The 19,472-nt window shown below is 55.6% G+C and carries 16 protein-coding genes and 1 tRNA gene; 8 read left to right on the top strand and 9 right to left on the bottom strand.

All coding sequences use genetic code 11. The features are described 5' to 3' along the window. Positions 1–2 precede the first annotated feature (2 nt). Together ISF27_RS09440 and ISF27_RS09435 are read right to left on the bottom strand one after the other, a co-directional pair. A complete protein-coding gene (locus ISF27_RS09440) occupies positions 3–2,543 on the bottom strand; it encodes a sensor histidine kinase (protein ID WP_194611329.1) in 2,541 nt (846 codons plus the stop codon). Positions 2,544–2,558: 15 nt separating this feature from the next. Continuing rightward, the gene (locus ISF27_RS09435) at positions 2,559–3,254 is read right to left on the bottom strand and encodes a response regulator transcription factor (RefSeq protein WP_194611239.1); all 696 of its coding nucleotides are present in this window, start codon (positions 3,252–3,254) and stop codon (positions 2,559–2,561) included. A gap of 455 nt (positions 3,255–3,709) precedes the next feature. Between ISF27_RS09435 and ISF27_RS09430 the strand changes: the two genes are divergently transcribed. The 4 genes from ISF27_RS09430 to ISF27_RS09415 all read left to right on the top strand — a co-directional run bounded on the left by ISF27_RS09430 (position 3,710) and on the right by ISF27_RS09415 (position 7,636). Further along, on the top strand, positions 3,710–4,315 hold the full coding sequence (locus ISF27_RS09430) for a GerMN domain-containing protein (protein WP_194611238.1): 606 nt from the start codon (positions 3,710–3,712) through the stop codon (positions 4,313–4,315). 22 nt (positions 4,316–4,337) lie between these two features. Further along, on the top strand, positions 4,338–5,363 hold the full coding sequence (locus ISF27_RS09425; RefSeq protein ID WP_235986233.1) for a putative ABC transporter permease: 1,026 nt from the start codon (positions 4,338–4,340) through the stop codon (positions 5,361–5,363). Between the two features lie 245 nt (positions 5,364–5,608). Continuing rightward, positions 5,609–5,827 (top strand): hypothetical protein, encoded by a 219-nt coding sequence (locus ISF27_RS09420; RefSeq protein WP_194611236.1) that lies wholly within the window; start codon positions 5,609–5,611, stop codon positions 5,825–5,827. Between the two features lie 93 nt (positions 5,828–5,920). Then, on the top strand, positions 5,921–7,636 hold the full coding sequence (locus tag ISF27_RS09415; RefSeq protein WP_194611235.1) for a hypothetical protein: 1,716 nt from the start codon (positions 5,921–5,923) through the stop codon (positions 7,634–7,636). A 107-nt stretch (positions 7,637–7,743) separates the two neighbouring features. Here ISF27_RS09415 and ISF27_RS09410 read toward each other — a convergent pair whose 3' ends face one another. The 7 genes from ISF27_RS09410 to ISF27_RS09380 form a co-directional block, all read right to left on the bottom strand. Beyond that, positions 7,744–9,150, bottom strand: a complete 1,407-nt coding sequence (locus tag ISF27_RS09410; RefSeq protein WP_194611234.1) for an alanine/glycine:cation symporter family protein — start codon at positions 9,148–9,150, stop codon at positions 7,744–7,746. A 181-nt stretch (positions 9,151–9,331) separates the two neighbouring features. Further along, positions 9,332–10,468 (bottom strand): RNA-guided endonuclease TnpB family protein, encoded by a 1,137-nt coding sequence (locus tag ISF27_RS09405; protein ID WP_194611233.1) that lies wholly within the window; start codon positions 10,466–10,468, stop codon positions 9,332–9,334. Next, positions 10,465–10,878 (bottom strand): IS200/IS605 family transposase, encoded by a 414-nt coding sequence (tnpA, locus tag ISF27_RS09400; RefSeq protein ID WP_194611232.1) that lies wholly within the window; start codon positions 10,876–10,878, stop codon positions 10,465–10,467. Before tnpA ends, ISF27_RS09405 begins: the two co-directional genes overlap by 4 nt. 520 nt (positions 10,879–11,398) lie before the next feature. Further along, complete coding sequence (locus tag ISF27_RS09395) at positions 11,399–12,070, bottom strand: DUF4230 domain-containing protein (protein ID WP_194611231.1); 672 nt, start codon at positions 12,068–12,070, stop codon at positions 11,399–11,401. 36 nt (positions 12,071–12,106) lie between these two features. Continuing rightward, the gene (locus ISF27_RS09390; RefSeq protein ID WP_194611230.1) at positions 12,107–12,724 is read right to left on the bottom strand and encodes a DUF4230 domain-containing protein; all 618 of its coding nucleotides are present in this window, start codon (positions 12,722–12,724) and stop codon (positions 12,107–12,109) included. A 272-nt stretch (positions 12,725–12,996) separates the two neighbouring features. Next, positions 12,997–15,189, bottom strand: a complete 2,193-nt coding sequence (gene nrdD, locus ISF27_RS09385; protein ID WP_194611229.1) for an anaerobic ribonucleoside-triphosphate reductase — start codon at positions 15,187–15,189, stop codon at positions 12,997–12,999. Positions 15,190–15,481: 292 nt separating this feature from the next. Next, the gene (locus ISF27_RS09380) at positions 15,482–16,090 is read right to left on the bottom strand and encodes a Maf family protein (protein WP_194611228.1); all 609 of its coding nucleotides are present in this window, start codon (positions 16,088–16,090) and stop codon (positions 15,482–15,484) included. A 242-nt stretch (positions 16,091–16,332) separates the two neighbouring features. On the opposite strand from ISF27_RS09380, the gene trmB reads away from it, so the two are divergent. From trmB to ISF27_RS09360, 4 genes are all read left to right on the top strand, one after another. Beyond that, positions 16,333–16,971, top strand: a complete 639-nt coding sequence (gene trmB / locus ISF27_RS09375; protein WP_328701592.1) for a tRNA (guanosine(46)-N7)-methyltransferase TrmB — start codon at positions 16,333–16,335, stop codon at positions 16,969–16,971. Between the two features lie 173 nt (positions 16,972–17,144). Then, positions 17,145–17,217, top strand: a tRNA-Lys gene (locus ISF27_RS09370). Positions 17,218–17,527: 310 nt separating this feature from the next. Next, positions 17,528–18,478: a DUF2232 domain-containing protein gene (locus tag ISF27_RS09365; protein WP_194611226.1), complete on the top strand. Its 951-nt coding sequence runs from the start codon at positions 17,528–17,530 to the stop codon at positions 18,476–18,478. A gap of 107 nt (positions 18,479–18,585) precedes the next feature. Continuing rightward, positions 18,586–19,395, top strand: a complete 810-nt coding sequence (locus ISF27_RS09360; RefSeq protein ID WP_194611225.1) for a polysaccharide deacetylase family protein — start codon at positions 18,586–18,588, stop codon at positions 19,393–19,395. Positions 19,396–19,472 lie beyond the last annotated feature (77 nt).

The raw sequence follows: 19,472 nt of genomic DNA, 5'->3' as shown, positions 1-19,472 counted from the left end.
CCTCACTTTAGTTCATCAGCATCCCTGCCGGTTCCTTCCCCCGGAGCCTCATCCCCGGGCGTCCTCCCGCTCTCCGCCGGAGGCATCTCCGGCAGCCCGGCTTCCGCAGAAGCATTTCCCGGCGTCTCCGGCTTTTTCTCCGGCTCTGCCAGGTCAAAAGCCACACTCGCCTTGAACAGGTCCCCGTCGATCGTGATCGTGAAGGTTCCCTTCATCAGCTCGGTCAGGCTCTTCGCGATGGAAAGCCCGAGGCCGCTGCCCTCGGTGGTTCTCGAGACATCCCCCCGGACAAAGCGCTCGGTCAGCTCCTCCGGGTCAATATTCAGCTGCCGCGAGGAGATATTCTTGATCGTGAAAATGACGCGGTCCGGAAGGCTGCCTCCTTCCTCCGCCTCCCCCGGCTTTGCCGCCTCCCCCGGCTTTGCCTCCTCCGGGACAGCAGCAGCCGGGACATGCGCCATATCCGCCCTCCTGCGCACAATATCCACATAGACGCGGCTGCCCTCCAGCGCGTACTTGCAGACGTTGGTGTACAGGTTTTCCACCACCCGCCAGAGGCTCCTGCCATCCGCCCAGATCACCAGCGGCTCTTCCGGGGCGCGCATGATCAGCTGCAGGTTCCGGGCGGCCAGCCTGTCCTCAAATTCCCCGTTGGTCTGGCAGACCAGCTCCACCAGGTCGATTCTTGCCATCTCCATGTGGATATTGCCCGAACTCGCCTTGGACGCCTCCACCAGATCCTCGGTCAGGGTCTTCAGCCGCTGGGATTTCTGGTCCAGGATCTCGAGATAGCCCCGGATCCGGGGATCCGTGATCTCCTCCCGCTTGATGAGGTCGACATAATTGATGATCGAGGTCAGCGGGGTCTTGATATCGTGGGACACATTCGTGATCAGGTCGGCTTTCAGCCGCTCGCTGCGGACCTTTTCGCGCAGGGCATTTTCCAGGCCGTCCCCGATCCTGTTGAGCCCGTCCGCCAGCGCCAGCTCCTGGCCGTCAAAGCCCTCCGTATCCATCTTAAAATCCGTCTCGCCCGAGGAGATGCGGGAGACTGCGTCCACGAGCTCGTTCATCTCCGCCCGGTGGCGGAAAATCCCGGAAAAAATCCAGAGATTCATCACCAGCCAGAAGGCCAGCACCACGGCACCGAGAAAAATGCCGAGCGCCCGGCTGGCAAAGACCCGGGTAAAGAGCAGGCACGAGAGTCCCACCAGCCCCGCATTGACGAGAATAAAGGCGACAAACTGGGCAAATGCCTTCGCCCGGCTGACCTTCCCGGTTTTCGGGACCTGCATCCGCTCCTCCAGCGTATAGAGCCAGCTGCCGGAGTAGAGGACGCCCGCCTTAAAGCGGCGCAGCATGCTGAAAAAGGTGAGCAGCGCGCCCAGGTAGAGGACAGACAGATAGCAGGCCTTCTCCGCCGGCGGCCAGGATGCGCGGGGAATCGACAGGTGCACCAGCCGGATCACCACGATCCGGCAGAGGCCGAAAGCCGCAGCCGTGACAAGGGCAAACAGCAGAATGCCGGTCTCCGTGTGATTTCTGTCCACCGCCCGGAGGCGGATCTCGCGGCTTCCGTCCGTGTGCCCGGAAATCCGGACCAGGTAAACGAGCGTCATCGCCGCGACCAGGATCCCGATCACCATGAGGACAAAGCCGGTGATATAGTAATCCTGCATGCCGGTGTACCGTGCCTTCGCCTGGGCGTAGATATCGTCCGCCGGGTAGCTGGTGTCCACCGCGGCGAGCAGGTAAAAATTGCTCCCGGAATAGGGATTGTACGACACCAGCGCCGGGATCGTGTTCAGGGCAATCGACCGGAGGTTCGTGTCATAGAACACCGAATTGCCCGGAAGGTAGGCATATTTCCCGTAATTCCGGACGTTGTCCTCCGTGAGGCCGTCCGCGTTCGTGTAGACCGTGGTGTCCGCGGGATTATCCGGATTCGTATAGCTGACCTTGAACAGAAAATTGCTGCCGCTCACAAAAAACCGGTTGTATGTCCGGTAATAACCGCTGAGGGAGTCCATGACCTTGAGCGCGGCATCCTCCAGGCTGACCCGGCTGGTCTTGCGCGGGGTGTCCAGCGCAACCTCCGGCGTCGCTGCGGTCCAGAGGACATAGCCCTCCCGGTTCGCCGCCGTCGCGGAGGGATTTCCGGCCTTCGTGCACACAAAATCCTCGCTCAGGACATAGCCTCTGGCTTCCAGGAAGACAATCAGGTCCTGCAGGGTGTAGGAGACCGTCTCGGTCGGCCCGTACATGATCCGGAGCATCTCACTGTCCGAGCTGATGCTCCCGCCGTGGGAGAAGACATCCCGGTACCGGATGTACTGGAAAATGCTGTTGATGTCGCTGTTCACGCGGCTGCCGAATTCGTCCGTCTCCTCGTAGCTGACATTCTTGATCCGGGTGATGCCGACGCCGAAGTTGTCGTTCATGTACATCGTGCTGATCCCCAGAACCGCGATGGCGAGAAAAACCAGGTGCAGCACGCTGGCGGCGATCTTCCGGGTCTGCAGGGTCCACATGGAGAAATTCATCAAAAGAGCCCTCTTTTACTGCTTCTCAATCTTATAGCCGACGCCCCAGACCACCTTGAGATAGCGGGGTTCCCGGGGATTGATCTCGATCTTCTCGCGGATATGGCGGATATGGACCGCGACCGTATTGTCCGCGTCAATCGGCTGTTCATTCCAGATTTTCCGGTAAATTTCGTCAATAGAGAAAACCTTCCCCGCGTTCCTCACGAGGAGGAGAAGGATATTGTACTCGATGGGCGTCAGCTTGACCGGCTTGCCGTCCACAAAGACCTCCTTATTCTCATCGTTGATCTCCAGGCCGCCGCAGGTGAAAATGTGCGCGCTGTCCCTGGCTTCCATATTGCCCAGCTGGGTGTAGCGGCGGAGCTGGGATTTCACCCGCGCCACCAGTTCCAGCGGATTGAACGGCTTCGTGATGTAATCGTCGGCACCGATATTGAGGCCGAGGATCTTGTCCGCGTCCTCGGACTTCGCCGACAGGATGATGATCGGGACACTGCTGGTCTCCCGAACCTTCATCGTGGTTCGGATGCCGTCAAGCCCCGGCATCATCACATCCAGGATCAGCAGGTTCACTTCATTATTCTTCATCAGCTCAAGGGCTTCCTGACCATCGTAGGCCTTAAGAACCCGGTAGCCCTCGCCGGTGAGATAAATCTCAATCGCGTCGACAATCTCATGGTCGTCGTCGCACACAAGAATCGTCTGCATCGGACTTCCTCCTTATTTCTTTCCAAACAGGAAAAACGCCGCCCCGGGGCGCTGCCACGGCTTGCCGTGAACCGCGCCGGAAGCGGCAGTCAACCATCAGCTTAACCTCTTCTATTTTTACCTGTCCAGCACATGCGGGGAAGCAGGGCTTCGCGGGATGCAGGCTCCGGACAGCTGCTTTTATTTTATAATAGAGAGGTTTTTTGCGCAAGGGACGAAATCAGGTGGAGAACGCGCAAAGCCGTCCGCAGACGCCCGCTCTCAGGTTCTCCGCCTGCATGTGCCAAACAGTGGCAAGCCGTGAAGAATCTGTGAAATCTCACGGAATCTCCCGCCGCACCGGGAATTGCGGTTGCCGCGCAAATTTCCTTGGTGTATAATACGGGCACTGTGGAGACACTGTCTCCCGGCACAAAAGGCAGGCATTTTTCGAATTATCCCAGGAGGTTATCATCATGAAAATACGAACACTCGCAGGGGCGCTTCTCCTGACCGCGGCACTCGCCGGAAGCTTCACGGCATGCACACCGACCAAGAACAATCCGGCCCAGTCTGCCGCCGAGAGCGCGGCTTCCGCCGGCAAGGGCGAGACGACCCCGGACGGGGAGACCTACACCACCGTTGACGGCGCGGCGGAGAAGATGAGCATGACCGGCAACACCGATGATGTGACAGAGACCGCTGTCGCCATCTACACCATCAAGTCCGACGGGACCGGCCTCGAGCAGACCATGGACGCCGTGGACGGCGATTCCGTGGACGCGCAGAAGCTGATCGACAAGATGGCCGAGCTCGGCGTGATCGAATCCGGGATCAAGGTGAACAGCTTCAAGAATGACAACGGCAGCCTTACCTGCGACCTCTCTTCCCTGGACAAGGCCGACGACGAGCTGGTGCAGACAGCCCTCACCAATACCCTGCTCAACAACCTGGAGGGCAAGACCCTGACGCTCACCGTGAAGGGGAAAAAGGTCATCGACAATGCCGGCTACGTCAAAGATTACCGCCACATCGGTGCCTCCGCCTCCGCGGCCGCTTCCACAACAAAAGCGTCCAAGTAAGGTTCAGCCCATGATCGCCGGAATGACGTATTATCAAATCTGCCTTTACTTTCTGCTCTACTCCTTTCTCGGCTGGGTGGTTGAAGTGATCTTCCACGCGGTACACCTGGGCAAGATCGTAAACCGCGGGTTTCTCTGCGGCCCTGTCTGCCCGGTGTACGGTTTCGGGATGCTCGCTGTCCTCGCCGCCGGAAATGGGGTAGACCGGCTGCTCGCCGGACACGCTTCCGCGGGCGCCGTGAATCTCGGCACCGGCTGGCTGTTCCTTCTTGGCATGCTGCTGACCACCGCCGTCGAGCTCGTCGCGGGATGGGCCCTCGACAAGATTTTTCACGCGCGGTGGTGGGATTACAGCGACAAGCCCCTGAACTTCCACGGCTACATCTGCCTGGAGTTCAGCATCTATTGGGGGATCGGCGTCGTCCTCGTGGTGAAGGTTCTTCACCGGGAACTCGCCGAGCACACCGCGCAGATGATTCCGCAGCGGATCGGCTGGCCGGTGATGGCCGTGCTCTACGCGGGCTATCTCTTTGACTTTATCGTCACCGTGCTCTCCGTCCTCCGGATGAACCGGCGCCTCGGCGAGCTGGATGACATCCGCCGGAAGCTCCGGATTCCTTCCGACCGCCTGAGCACCTTCGTGGGAGAAAACTCCCTGGAGACCGTCCAGAAACTGCAGCACGCCCAGGTCCAGGCAACTCTCGGCCGCCAGGAGCTCAGCAGCGCGCTGAGCGAATACTCGGACGCGCAGATGAACCGGCTTCGAGGAAAAGCCGGGGAGCTCTACGGAAAAGCCGGGGAGCTCTATGGAAAAGCCGGGGAGCTCTACGGAAAAGCCGGGGAGCTCGGCAGCAGCTTAAATCTCTACTCCGAGGAGCAGCGGCAGAACCTCCAGAAGCGCGCGGGCGAACTCCGGGAGGCTCTCCGGGCCAACCGGCACTTCGGCACCGTCCGCCTGCTCCGCGCATTCCCACGGCTCCGGCACGAACAATTTGCCGACCTGATCGAAGCGCTGAAAAAAGCCGACCCCGACTGGAAGGACGGCTGAGCTTGTTGCTGTTCGGCACACGCCTTGGGAGAGCCGCAAAACTGCCTGCCAGCAGCCGTTTTGCGGGTTCTCCCAGGGCATGAGGCGTGAACGGCAGCCTGAGCTTTCGTCTATTTTGCGGTTTTCGTAAGGATTCTGACAGTCCTCTGACATTTTCCCCGCGGACACATTTTTTTCACCGCGCGGTGCTATAATCCCGTCGTCAAAAGATGTGAGATCAGGGAATTACCGTTCGGAGGAAGATCATGAAAAAATGGCTTTTTCTGCCGGGGCTTTTCCTGGCGCTCGCCCTGAGCGCCTGCGGCCCGTCCGGCAGCAGTACGAAACCGTCCCAGGTTCCGGTGGAATCCACAGTCATCACCGCGCCGGAAGGACTGGAACATTCGTCCGCCGCGAAGAGCGTCCCGGCGAAATCCAGCGGCGCGGATCTGCCCACAGCAGGGGCAAAGACGGCCAGAAAGTAAATTTCCGGGGCAAAACACTCCGCCCCGGCGCACAGCATAGGATGCCGGGGCAGGCAGCAGCGAATGCCGGTGCAGGCAGCAGAGGAACATACCATGGCGCAAAAACAGGCTGATCGCAGGGCGGAACGCCTCCTGACCGGAGTTATCCGCGCATTCCTTCTCGTCATACTTGCCGTCCTTTCCTGGATGAGCATGAACGGCACCTGCCTGGTTTTCGGCGGGAAGGAAATCACCCAGTATCACCGGGATATCCCGGTAATTCATCTGGCCCTCCTCGCGGCAGCGGTGATGTTCTGCGCCCAAAAATTTCCCGAAGAGAACGAAGGTCTCCGCCCGGCGAACGCCGGACGGAGGCCTTTGCTTGTTCTCTGCGCGGTTTGCGCCGCCTTCGGCATCCTCTGGATGGCCATTGTCCCGGATTACGCGGGGTCAGACTCCGCCCTCAGTATGAAAATCGCCGGGCAGTTCCTCGAGGGTAATTACCAGGCGTGGGAGAAAGCGCTGTTCCAGTACAGCGACGACACCAGCGGCTACGTCTGGGCGTATCCGAACCAGAACGGACTCATCCTGTACATGGCCCTGCTGATCCGGATTTTCGGCGGCGCGGCGGCCCCGGCTGTCTTCCGCGCGCTCAACCTGGGCTATCTTCTCCTCGGAACCTGGTGTCTCTCCCGCTTCATCGGCGGCCGCTGGAAAATGCAGGCCGTGCTTCTTCTTTTCCTGCCTTTTGCCTTCTACTACCTGTTCGTCTACGGGACACTGCCCGGCTTCGGCCTCTCGATGCTGGCGCTCTATGCCGCCCGGCGCTTTTTGGATCATGGCTTCCGCGCCGGCTGGCTGCTCCTCTCCGGAGCTGCTATTGCTCTCGCTGTCCTCCTGAAATCCAATTATCTGATCGTCCTTGTGGCACTTGTCCTTTACCTTCTCGGCGAAGCCATTATCCGGCGGGACTTCCGCCCGGCTGCCGCAGCGATCCTGATCGCGGCTATGGCTCTCGGCGTAAGCCTCCTGGTCCGCCTGGCGACAGAGGCCATCACCGGCTGCCCCGCCGGGGGAATCCCGCAGACCGCCTGGGTGGAAATGGGTCTCCAGACGGGGAGCCGGGCAAATGGCTGGTACAACGGCTACAACGTGCGCATTTTCCGGGAGAGCGGTGCCGATCCCGCGAAAGCCTCCGGCCTCATCCGCGCAGATCTCCGGGAGACGTTCCGCGACTTCGCATCGGATCCGGCTTACACCCTGGAATTTTTCGCGCAGAAGACCCGTTCCCAGTGGACTGACCCGACTTTCCAGTCCCTCTGGATCCAGCAGATCATCGGACATTCCAGGATCCCTGCCGTGACGGACAGCCTCTGGAACCAGGACGGCGTGCTGCATACTCTCTACGTCGGAATAACCAATATGGTCCTCTCGCTGATCTACGAGGGGGCATTCCTGAACGCCCTGCTCGTCAGCCAGTCAAAAACTTCCGCAGCCGGGAATGCCGGAGCGGTGAATGCTGTGTATGGCGGGACGGCAAGAAAAGCGGCGGCAAACGCCACTGCGGAAATTGACGGGTCGGTGCATGCCAAGGCCAAAAATCAGCCTGGCGAGAGCTTCGCCAGGCTGATTCCTGCCGTCATCTTCATCGGCGGCTTCCTGTTTCATCTCTTCTGGGAGGCAAAATCCCAGTATACCGCGTTCTATGTCCTGCTGCTCATCCCGGACGCCGTCCGGGGAATAAGGAAAGCGGGAAAGCAGTCAAAGGCTCTTTTCCAACACAGACCGTCCCGTAAATTCCCGTTCCGCTGGCACAGAACAGGACGATAATCGAACGATAATCGTGATCAGCTCCATCCGGAATTCCGGATCCGAATGCCCCAGGCCTTCTCGGGAGAAAATGCCCGGCTGTTCTCCGGCTGTCATCCCGGAAGTTTTCACGCCCAGAAATCCAGTTTCCCCTCGAGCCCGACGCTCTGTGCGGAAAATACCGGGTTCTTCCCCTGCCTCCGCTGCGCGCAGTAGTCCTTCAGCGCGCCGAGCGCCGTGCGGTGCAGGAGGACGATCACCGGGATATTGATCAGCGCCATGCCTCCCATAAAGATATCCGCCAGATTCCAGAGCAGCGAAGCCTTCATGCAGGCGCCGGCGAAAATCAGCACCACCGCCGTGAGCCGGAAACCGGTCATAAACTGATGCGAGGGAATTTTCCGGTGCAGGTAAATGAGCAGATTGTCCATGTAAAACAGGTTTCCGAGCAGCGTCGTAAACGCGAAGAGAACCATGGCAACCGTAAGGAAGACCGGGCCGAATCCGCCGAGAACCGCGCGCAGCGACTCCTGCACATAAATCGCATTTTCCTCTATCCCTGCAGGATCCACGCCGGAGCAGAGGCACAGGAACGCTGTGCAGGTGCAGAGAAGCAGCGTGTCGATAAAAACAGAGAGCATCTGGACCAGCCCCTGCTTCACGGGGTGGCTGATATCCGCGGCAGCCGCGGCATTCGGCGCGGAGCCGACACCCGCCTCATTAGAATACAGCCCGCGCTTGATTCCGTACATCATGCAGGAGCCGACAAATCCGCCGAAAATTGCCCGGAAATCAAACGCCTCACGGAAAATCCGCGCGAAGATCCCCGGAAGAACCTGAATATGGAGAACAATGACAATCAGCGCGACCAGGACATAGGCGCAGCCCATGAACGGAACCAGGATCGAGGTCACGGACACGATCCTCTTCCCGCCGCCGAAGAGGCAGTAGCCGACAAGCAGCGCGGTGATGGCGCCGATGATGGCCGGAGAGGCTCCGTTGTAGAAGCTGTAGCTCTTGAACGTGGACTGCAGATTGTAGGAACAGAGCATATTGAAGCCGCCCGCGTATGTGAGAATCATGAAGGCTGCGAACGCCGCGCCAAGACCTCTGCTGTGCAGCGCCGCTTCAATATAGTAGGCCGGCCCGCCGTAGCTTCCGCCATTCGGATCCCGCTTCTTATAAATCTGCGCCAGCGTACTCTCAATAAACGCGGAGGCACCGCCGATAAACGCGATAATCCACATCCAGAAGACCGCGCCGTAGCCGCCCGCCATGATCGCCGAGGCTACCCCGATGATATTACCGGTACCGACACGGGACGCGGTAGACACCATCAGCGCCTGGAAGGAAGACACGGAACCCTCCTTGTCCGGTTTTTCCATGACCACGCGGAGCGCGTCGCGGAACAGCCGTACCTGGACGCCCTTCGTCACAACCGTGAAATAAATTCCGGCAGCAATCAGGATAATCACAAGAACGTAGGTGTAGAGAAAGGAATCCAGGCGATCCGTAAAATTCATCAATATGTCCATATTTTCCCCCTCTGGCATGCGGAGTTTCATGTTCGCGTGGTGAACTACTCGGTTACAAGTAACCGAGCTTCCTGCTTCAACCACTACTGCGCTGGCTACGATGATACGTAACGGCTCGTCTTACACAGTGTCCACAGGCGTATGAGTTTGGGCTATTCCATCCCTACTGTAATATTTAGTTTTAGGCTACTTTAGTCAGTAGTCGTAATCCCTCACGTAAGATATTGATAGCGGCATTCTGGTCACGATTCATCGTAAGACCACAATCACATTTCATTGTGCGAATTGTGAGATTTTTCATCTCGGGATGTATCTTTCCACAACAATGACATATTTGTGATGACGGAAACCACTTATCTACCTTGATAAGATACTTATTCCTATCAGATAGCTTGTATTCAAGCATAGACAGGAACATACCATAACCGTTATCAAGAGTAGCTTTGCCGTTACCGAAGCCATGATTTGCCATAGACCTCATGTTTAAGGATTCCACGCAAACAACATCATACGAATTGGCTATCTTCGTAGATATTTTATGCAGGTTATCCAGACGCTGATTAGCGATATACCTATGTATCTTATTCACTTTGCGAAGTTGTTTTATATAATTGTTGGATTTGATTTCATGCTTTTTAGAGCCTTGCATACGTGACAGCCTACGTTGTGCCTTGGCAAGTTTGTCATGGCTTTCACGATAGTATTTGTGATTTGTTCCTACGTTACCGTTACTGTCCACATACAAGCCATTAGAAGTATAATCTAATCCGATAGCATTGGTCTTATCTGCTACATAAAGATTTATGGCATTGTCAAACTCAAAGAGAACAGAAATATAATATTTGCCATCTGATTCCTGTGATACCGTAGCTGATTTTACAATCCAATCGCTATCAGGAATGCGATGGATGACGGCTTTTACTTTGCCAATCTTAGGAAGCTTGATATATTTGTTGTCTATAATGGCAACTGTCCCATGTTGATTGTTCGTAGTATAGGACTTCCGGCTATGCTTTGCGGATTTGAATTTAGGAAAACCATTTTTCTTTTTGCGGGATTTGCTAAATGTATTGCGGAACGCTTCCTGTAAGTCCATTTGCTTATTGGCAAGAGCAAGACTATCCACTTCCCTAAGATAAGGATAATCGTTCTTATATTTGGCAGGCGTAACAGTAGGAAATTTGCCCGTAGCTTTGTAGCCGTCAATTTTATCGGAAAGCATAAGATTATAGACCTTACGACAACAGCCAAAGGTCTTAGCAAACATAACAGATTGTTCAGTTGTGGGATGCACTCTGTATTTGATTGCTTTATTCATAACTGACAGTTCTTTTGCCTTTCAATATACTTTAGAATGTTTTCTTCTGATGTAGAGCCTATAGTTTCGCAGAAGTATGAGCCGTTCCAAAGTTGTCCCTTCCATAAATATTTACGCAAATCGGGATATTCTTTGAACAATGTATTACCCGAAATGCCTTTGAGATACTTTACTATCTGTGTCACAGATATCTTAGGTGGAGCAGATACAAAACAATGCACATGATCACTCTCACCTACTTTACAGTCTACGACAGTAAACCCCTTTTCATTGCCGATAGCCTTTAGGAGTTCATATAACCTGTTGGCTATCTCAGGTTTAAGGACTTTCCTGCGGTACTTTACGCACCATACTATATGATAATTGATGTTGTATACGCATGTTCGTGCGTGAGTGTATTTGCTATCCATACATATAGTATATATCAAAAGTTGCAAATACGCAACAATATACTGCATTTTTCCGTAATACATATAGTATGTTCGGTACTATAAAATAACGGGCTTTTATCTCGGCTATAAATAGCCGAGAATTCTCGCCCGGTTACTTAAAGATAATTCTATCTTAATACATTTTCACTCATCGCGCACCAACATTCTGGATTCTGTGGGAAATGCCCGCCCTCCATCAGGCGCCTCCTGACGCCCCCGGGATTTACGCCGTGGCTCTACTGATCGAAGTGCTCACCGATGCCTGCTTTGTTCAGCCGAACACACTCGCTACATGCGTAAATGACGTCTTTGGCATTCCTCTTTTTGCCATTGGATATGTAGGGGATGATCTCCCAAAGTCCTCAAGCTGCTTTTTGGTAATCATCCCAACAATGGAAATTTTGTGCGGTTTCCGATTCCTATCCTATGACATAGCCCAACAGCTCCACACTGTTGGGCTATATCCATATCTTTTCATATTCACTTTTCATCAGGTTACTTATGACTGTCCCGTCTCCGTCGGCACCGGACCGGAACTTTCTGTCGTCTCGATCGTGACCTGATATGTATTTCCCGTCAAATCGCCGATCTGGTTGATATAACTCGTAATCAGCGCCTTCGCCTGGTCTTCCGCCGTGGCGATCAGTGTGGAATCCCGCACCTGCTTCTCCATGTCCGCCTGCGCTGCCGCGACCGCATTTTTCTGATCATCTGCAGTGATCGGGTTCTGCAGGATCCATGTATTCGGTTCGATGATATACGAGTCCTGATTCCAGGAGCCCTGCACGATATCACAAGTTAATTCCGGCTCAGGCAGCACGATGGTGATCTTTTTCCCGTCCTGCTGCATTTTTAATTTGTTGACGTCGAAACTGATTTCCACCGTTCCCTGATACTCAATCCAGAATTTCCGAGACTTTCTCATCAAATGATCGATGATTCCGTTTCCCGGATATTTGACCGATTTTGCGATGTTGTGATACTGGCATTTCAGTGTCGCCAGCTTGCAGATACTCTGAATCCTGCCGATCTCCGGCCCCTGTTCTGAATTCTCCTCCGCCGCGGCTTCCTTTGGATTTACGTTAATCGATACATTTCCGGAACACCCGGAAAGCACCGCAAGCATCATGCTCAGGAACACGGCAGGGATCATTCTGATTTTTTTCTCCATCATTTTTCTCCTTTGCATCAGGCAAATCTGCCGATATCACCCCTCCGGGGAAGCCTCCCCCACTGCCAGCACCTCCACACGGTATTGTGTGTCCGGGCTGACCTGGTTAACCCAGGGTTCGATAAATTCCTTCTCGACCGCCTTCGCGTTGTTGGTTGCCGCCTGCAGGATTTCGTCATCCTGTTTTGCTTTTTCGGCAAGATCAGCCTCCGCCAGGGAATATGCCTCACTCGCAACGGTATCGGTATTGTACTTGTCATTCTGGAAAATAAATTCCATCGATCCCGGATCCACGGTCGCGTCAATCTGGATTTCCGGAAGATGGACGGTAATCAGGTTCTTTTCCGCGTCTAGAGACACCTCAACCTGCTTGGTATCGAAGCCCGCTTTCACCGTGCCATTGTACGCGGCGTAATATTTAATCTCTCCCTTGTCATCGGAAGCGGTCACATAGCTGTTATAGGGATATTCCGCGGTATAGAGTGTGCCCTCCCGAACTACCTTTTCCAGTTCTGATTCCGTGATGGTGACGACTTTTGCATCCTCGTGATGAAAAGGTTTCCAGGTACGAATCAGCTTTCTTCCCCCAAAAAACACCAGGACAGCGATCCCTACAACAATGAGCGGAATCTTCAAAAAATTGATAACTTTCATTTTCCCCCCTGTTCTTCACCGCCATTTCCCGGCCTCCCCTGAATCCGCCGTCTATGGAGTGATCTTGAATCATCTGGTCTTTACCATGATATCACAATTGCCCGTATTTACGGGACAAAATCGCAAAGCCGGGCTTTCCGCGCGCACTGAAAAAGGGTTCCTGCCATTGCGGCCGGAACCCCCTTTTTTTGTCATCTCAATCCGATGTGCAATTGTCATCTTAAATGATCCGGTGCGAATCCTGGCCGGGCGCGGGAATCTCCCCCTGTCTTTTACAGGTGCAGCACCCTGTCCCTGATCTCCTGGGTTCTTCCCTGGTTCCAGAACTGCGTGCCGATATAGCCGCAGGTTCTTCTGGCGACGGCCATCTTGTGCTGGTCACGGTTGCCGCAGTTCGGGCACTCCCATACCAGCTTGCCGTTCTTGTCCTCGACGATCTTGATCTCCCCGTCGTAGCCGCAGACCTCGCAGTAATCGCTCTTGGTATTCAGCTCGGCGTACATGATGTTGTCATAGATATACTTCATGATCGAGAGCACCGCCGGGATGTTGTTCTGCATGTTGGGCACCTCGACATAGCTGATCGCGCCGCCCGGGGACAGCTTCTGGAACTGTGCCTCAAACTTCAGCTTGCTGAAGGCATCAATCTGCTCGGTCACATGGACGTGATAGCTGTTCGTGATATAGTTCTTGTCCGTCACGTGCGGGATAATGCCGAAACGTCTCTGGAGGCACTTGGCAAATTTATACGTCGTGGACTCCATGGGCGTCCCGTAGACCGAATAGCTGATGTTCTCGGCCTCGCGCCACTCCTTGCACTTATCGTTCAGCTTCTGCATCACCTTGAGGGCAAATTCCTCGCCCTCCGGCGTGGTGTGGGACTTGCCCAGCATCCGCCAGCACATCTCCGAAAGGCCGGCATAGCCCAGGGAAATGGTGGAGTACCCGTTATAGAGCAGCTTGTCGATCTTCTCGCCCGGCTTTAATCTCGCGAGCGCGCCGTTCTGCCAGAGAATCGGTGCCGCATCGGAGAGCGTGCCCTTAAGCCTCTCGTGCCGGCAGCGAAGCGCCCTGTGGCAGAGCTCCAGGCGCTCGTCCAGGATTTTCCAGAACTTGTCCATATCGCCGTAGGAGGAGCAGGCGACATCCACGAGATTGATCGTAACCACGCCCTGATTGAAGCGGCCGTAGAACTTGTGAGAACCGTCCGCATTTCTCTGGCTGTCCTCCACCGTCAGGAAGGAACGGCAGCCCATGCACGGATAAACCTCGCCGTTCTTGAGCTCGCGCATGATCTTCGCGGAAATATAGTCCGGCACCATCCGCTTCGCCGTACACTCGGCGGCCAGCTTGGTCAGCTCCCAGTATTTAGAATCCTCGGTGATATTATCCTTGTCGAGGACATAGATCAGCTTCGGGAAAGCCGGCGTGATCCACACGCCCTTCTCATTTTTCACGCCCTGCATCCTCTGGACCAGCACTTCCCGGATGATCGCCGCCAGGTCATCCCTGGTCTGCCCGTCCGGAACCTCGTCCAGATACATGAACATCGTCACAAACGGTGCCTGCCCGTTGCAGGTCATCAGGGTGATCAGCTGGTACTGGATGGTCTGGATGCCGCTCTTGATCTCCTCATGAAGGCGTCTCTCAACGACTTTATGGATAATCTCCGGATCCAGGGACTCGCCGCACTCGGTTCTCTCCGCGATCACCTGGCGGCGGATTTTCTGCCGGCTGACATCGACAAACGGCGCCAGGTGCGACAGGGTGAACGACTGGCCGCCATACTGGTTGGACGCCACCTGCGCGACGATCTGGGTTGTGACGTTGCAGGCGGTGTAGAAGCTGTGCGGCTTCTCGATCATCGTCTCGCTGATTACCGTGCCGTTCTGGAGCATATCCTCGAGGTCGATCAGGTCGCAGTTGTGCTCCCTCTGCGCGAAATAGTCGGAATCATGGAAATGAATGATGCCTTCCTCATGCGCGCGGACGATATCCTCTGGCAGCAGGACGCGCTTTGTCAGATCCTTGCTGACTTCCCCGGCCATATAATCTCTCTGGGTAGAATTGATGACCGGGTTCTTGTTGGAATTTTCCTGATTGACTTCCTCGTTCAGGTTGTCGATCAGCGCAAGAATGCCGTCATCTGTGGTGTTGGACTTTCTGGCGATCTCCCGCTTATAGCGGTAGCGGACATACTTCTGCGCGACTTCGTAGCCGCGCATCTCCATGATGCTCTTTTCCACCATGTCCTGGATATCCTCAACGCTGACGGCATGCGTGGACTGCGCGGCCCACTTGGACACATTGTCCGCCACAGCCTGAAGCTGGTACTCATTCAGGCGGTGGATCGGGTCTACTTCCTTATTGGCCTTGGCCACGGCATTGTAGATTTTCTCCTCGTGGAAAGGCACTTCTTCCCCGCTCCGCTTAATGACATTCGTGTTGACCTGCAGCGTTTCCATATCACTGAACCTCCGTCTATCCACATCTTATCCACATAATCCACAAAATGTGGTGTTTGCATTTCCTCACACACAATATCTTGTGACTAGTCTAGGATAATACATACTCCGGGAAATGTACAGGGCTCCCGGCGGAAAATTTTTCACGAAAATCTCCCGGGAAAATTCAGCGAAATTTTGTATCCACGCAACACATGCCCGGGAGAACCCGCAGAACAACTGCTTGCAGACGGTTTTGCGAGTTCCCTCAGGCATGGGATTAAGCGCCTGCGGCGCCTGGAATCCGCTCGTCTCAGCCAATCAGGCCGGCGGCCCGCATTTCCCAGGTCAGGCGGGCGATCGGAAGGCCGACGACATTACAGTAATCCCCGCGGATACCCCTGACCCAGACGGCGAACGCCCCCTGGATGCCGTAGCCGCCGGCCTTGTCAAACGGCTCGCCGGTATCCACGTAGCGGGCAATCTGCGCTTCGGTCATCGGATAGACCTCCACGTCCGTCCGCTCGAAAAATGTCTTCTTCCGCGGCTTATCCCCATCGCCCCACACGAGGCTCACGCCGGTATACACCTCATGCACCCTGCCCTGGAGGAGGCGGATCATCGCCTCCGCCTCCTCGCGGCTTTTCGGCTTTCCCAGGATTTTTCCGGCGCAGGCGACCATCGTGTCCGCGCCGATCACGACGGCAGGGGCCTGCGCACCTCCCGCGGGCTCACTTTCCCCCGCCGTGACCTTCCGGTAAACGGAGAGCGCCTTTCCCTCCGCGAGCGCCATCGTGCGCTTCGCCGGATCATTTTCCAGGGAATTTTCCTCAAAACCGGAAGAAATCACCGTAAAGTCAAGCCCTGCCAGGGTGAGAAGCTCCCTTCTGCGCGGCGACTGCGATGCCAATATGATTCTCATCTTATCCCTCCCATCCGCCTCTCCGGGCAGATCCCAGAATTGGCAACGGCCCAACACATGCCGGGGAGAAGCCGCAAAACGGCTGCCCGCAAACGGTTTTGCAGGTTTTCCCCGGCATGTGGGCTTCCGAACAGATACCAGTATTTTACCGCAGAGGGAAAAACTTTCCACCCTTTCTTGACCGCCACACACCGGAATGCTATGATTTCGGCAGACAAAACAGCGAAAAGAATCGGAGGAAAATCATGAGACTGCGCCATATTCCCGGCTCTGAGCAGATGGTGGGGGAAAGCCCCCTGGTGATCCATAACCCGGAAGCAGAAAGGGGTCGCTGGACCCGGATTTTCGAAGCCGCGAGCCCGATCCGGCTGGAGATCGGCATGGGCAAGGGCATCTTTCTCCATGAGATGGCCCGGGAATACCCCGGGGTGAGTTTTATCGGCGTTGAACGGTACGCTACCGTCCTCCTCAAGGCTATCGCGAAGCTCACGGCGGATCCCCTCCCAAACCTCCGCTTTCTCTGCGCGGACGCGAAGGAGCTGGACAAAATCTTCGCCCCGGGCGAGGTGGACCGGATTTACCTGAATTTTTCCGACCCATGGCCGAAAAAGCGCCACGCGGACCGGCGGCTGACCTCCCCGGAATTTCTCGCTGTCTATGACCGCATCCTGGCGCCGTCGGGAACGCTGGAGTTCAAAACGGACAACCGCGGGCTCTTTGATTATTCCGTAGAGACCGTGCAGGAGTGCGGATGGACCATCACGGGACTTACCTATGACCTCCACCGGAGCAGCATGGGAATCGGAAATGTGATGACGGAATATGAAGCGAAGTTCTCCGCCAAGGGGAACCCGATCTGCAAGCTGGCCGCGAGAAGATAAGAAGATTCCCGTGTCCAAAGTCCGGCATCATGCATGGTGACATGGAGATGATGGCGGACTTTATGGCAGAAAAATATTTTTTATATTTTTTTAAAAATTTGCTTGACTTTCCCTCCGCTATAGTTTATCATAGGCCATGTCGTTGAGAGAGCGACAGACAATCAAACAAAGATGCGCTTTTAGCTCAGTTGGTAGAGCAGTAGACTCTTAATCTATTTGTCCAGGGTTCGAGTCCCTGAAGGCGCACGAAAAAGTACCGATTTTGCAGACGTAAGAGCTGTGGGGTTGGTGCTTTTATTTTACCCTTGTTCAGCAGCCCATTTCGAGAGGCACCCGAAAAACTGCTTGCAGGTATTTTCGGGTGCCTCTCGAAATGGGCTGGCCAAGCGCCGCAGGCGCTCGGAACCCCCACATCGAGTGAAGCGAAGCTTCGCGAGATGCGGGGGGCTGAACAAGGGGCACGATAATTCCAGCCCGCATCGAGCGGAGCGAAGCTTCGCGAGATGCGGGGGGCTGAACAAGGAGAATATCGATATTCCAACGAGGAGGGCTCCCCGTGAATTCCAGCACAAAAAGGATTACCCAGGGCGCGATGATCATCGCCATCTTCGGCGCGCTCCTTCTTCTGGACCGCCAGACCGGCGGCCTGTTTCAGGATGTTTTTCTTTTTATCTACCCGATTCCCATGGTAGCCTACGCCGCCCTGTACGGGGGCAGATCCAGCCTGCCTGTCTTTGTCTGCATGTGCATGATCGCCTTCCTCTGCACAACCTTTACCAACATCTTCTACGCCGTTTCCCAGGCACTCATCGGCATGATTTTCGGCACACGGCTCAATCACCACAAGAATATGACCTCGACCCTGCTCCTGGTCATGGCGCTGTCCGCTGCCGCCACTGTGCTCTCCACCGTGGTGCTGGCCTCCCTTTCCGGCTATAACCTCACCGCGGACATTGTCCAGATGAAATCCGTTTTTGAGCAGATGATGCAGAAGTCCGGTGCCCAGGTTCCGGAGAATGCCTTCTCGGTCAGCTTTTTTACCCGGATGTTCGTGATCTCCATGGCGGTCTCCGGCATTCTCCAGGGCTTTGTCGTCTATGAGCTGAGCCTGCTGATTCTCCGGCGCCTCCGCTTCCCGGTACAGCGGCCAACGCCCATCTTCTATTTTATGCCGCCGGTCTGGACCGGCTGGGCTGCTATGGCCTGCCTGGTTCTCTATTACTCTTCCTTCGCGGCGCCGATGAACAATGTCATTCTGGAAAATATCAGCCAGTGCGCCGGCATTCTCGGCGTATTTTACCTGATGTGTTTCGGTTTTCTCGCGCTGACGCTGAGTTTCAAGCTGATGCTGCCGAGATCCCGTTTTCTCCCGGCGATTCTGGCCATCCTGCTCTTTTTCCTGATGTCCCTCCCGGTCGCTGTCGCCGGCTTCCTGTACATTTCCACCGGATTTCACCGGGCTCTCCTCGCCCGCTGGCAGGAAATCAGCTCCGGGAACCGGTCTTAACGAATCCTTAAATATTCTCCGCCTTGTTTCGTAAATGCCCGGCGCGCTATACTAACCCCATACACGGAGGCCTGTGCCTCCCTGGCAGCAACAAAGGAGGATTTTCGATGAAAAAAAAGTATAGCATTCTTGCTGCAGCCGCACTGACGGCTGCCTCGCTTCTCACTGCCTGCGGCAGCGGGGACAAGACTTCTGCGACAACGGAGGCCGCCACAACAGCCGCGGAGACGACAGTGGCGGAAACGACCACGGAGGCGGCACCGGCAGCAGACCTTGCCGTGAAGGTGGACACCGTAGACTCATCCGTGAACCGTGACGACGGCGCAGCGGTGATCGTCAGCAGCTACGATACCGTAAGCCTCAGCACCGGCGAGGACAGCTACACAGACCTGGCCGATGCCCTGAACAAATTCAACGATGACGAATCTGACCGCATCCAGGCGCGCCTGGACAGCCTGCAGGATGCCGCGGATGCCAATGCCGGCAATAAGACAGATTTTGATCCCTACGAGGTGGACTCGGAGGTTGACGTGGTCTCCGCAAGTCCGGAATATGTGAGCCTCCTGATCACCGAATACACCGATACGCTGGGAGATACTCCGGAGATCACGGCACGCGCCGTCACCTTCCGCTCCAAGGACGGGGCACAGGTATCCCTGGACGACATGGTGAAGGACACCTCCTCCCTCGCGGATACACTGGCAAGCCGCCTGAAGAGTGAGTACACCGATGTCACCTTCAACAATGATTACGCCTCAGCGATCAAATCCCAGGTGGACGGCGGCAATCTCGTCTGGAACGTAGACAAGAACGGCGTCACCTTCACTTTCCCGGAAGGTCAGCTCGCTTCCGCCGATGACGGAGAGCTCTCCGTGACCATCGACAGGACGGCCGACCCGGATTTCTTCAAAAATTAAGGTTACTTTCCCGCACATGCCAAAGGGGCTGCCGCATTTTGGTGTGCTACCCGTCAAGAGGACAGTGAATAATTAAA

This window comes from Clostridium vitabionis, from assembly GCF_015351765.1.
In the GTDB taxonomy this organism is placed as follows: domain Bacteria; phylum Bacillota; class Clostridia; order Lachnospirales; family Lachnospiraceae; genus Clostridium_R; species Clostridium_R vitabionis.
The sequence above is the reverse complement of the archived record's forward strand: the minus strand, read 5'-3'. Positions and strand labels throughout refer to the sequence as shown.

What these genes read in the sequence shown, in the direction of transcription:
- tnpA (WP_194611232.1), bottom strand. Translation starts at nt 10,878, where the DNA reads ATGGATAGCAAATACACTCACGCACGAACATGCGTATACAACATCAAT.
- ISF27_RS09395 (WP_194611231.1), bottom strand. Translation starts at nt 12,070, where the DNA reads ATGGAGAAAAAAATCAGAATGATCCCTGCCGTGTTCCTGAGCATGATG.
- nrdD (WP_194611229.1), bottom strand. Translation starts at nt 15,189, where the DNA reads ATGGAAACGCTGCAGGTCAACACGAATGTCATTAAGCGGAGCGGGGAA.
- ISF27_RS09425 (WP_235986233.1), top strand. Translation starts at nt 4,338, where the DNA reads ATGACGTATTATCAAATCTGCCTTTACTTTCTGCTCTACTCCTTTCTC.
- ISF27_RS09420 (WP_194611236.1), top strand. Translation starts at nt 5,609, where the DNA reads ATGAAAAAATGGCTTTTTCTGCCGGGGCTTTTCCTGGCGCTCGCCCTG.
- ISF27_RS09380 (WP_194611228.1), bottom strand. Translation starts at nt 16,090, where the DNA reads ATGAGAATCATATTGGCATCGCAGTCGCCGCGCAGAAGGGAGCTTCTC.
- ISF27_RS09405 (WP_194611233.1), bottom strand. Translation starts at nt 10,468, where the DNA reads ATGAATAAAGCAATCAAATACAGAGTGCATCCCACAACTGAACAATCT.
- ISF27_RS09415 (WP_194611235.1), top strand. Translation starts at nt 5,921, where the DNA reads ATGGCGCAAAAACAGGCTGATCGCAGGGCGGAACGCCTCCTGACCGGA.
- ISF27_RS09390 (WP_194611230.1), bottom strand. Translation starts at nt 12,724, where the DNA reads ATGAAAGTTATCAATTTTTTGAAGATTCCGCTCATTGTTGTAGGGATC.
- ISF27_RS09430 (WP_194611238.1), top strand. Translation starts at nt 3,710, where the DNA reads ATGAAAATACGAACACTCGCAGGGGCGCTTCTCCTGACCGCGGCACTC.
- ISF27_RS09435 (WP_194611239.1), bottom strand. Translation starts at nt 3,254, where the DNA reads ATGCAGACGATTCTTGTGTGCGACGACGACCATGAGATTGTCGACGCG.
- ISF27_RS09410 (WP_194611234.1), bottom strand. Translation starts at nt 9,150, where the DNA reads ATGGACATATTGATGAATTTTACGGATCGCCTGGATTCCTTTCTCTAC.
- ISF27_RS09360 (WP_194611225.1), top strand. Translation starts at nt 18,586, where the DNA reads ATGAAAAAAAAGTATAGCATTCTTGCTGCAGCCGCACTGACGGCTGCC.
- ISF27_RS09440 (WP_194611329.1), bottom strand. Translation starts at nt 2,543, where the DNA reads ATGAATTTCTCCATGTGGACCCTGCAGACCCGGAAGATCGCCGCCAGC.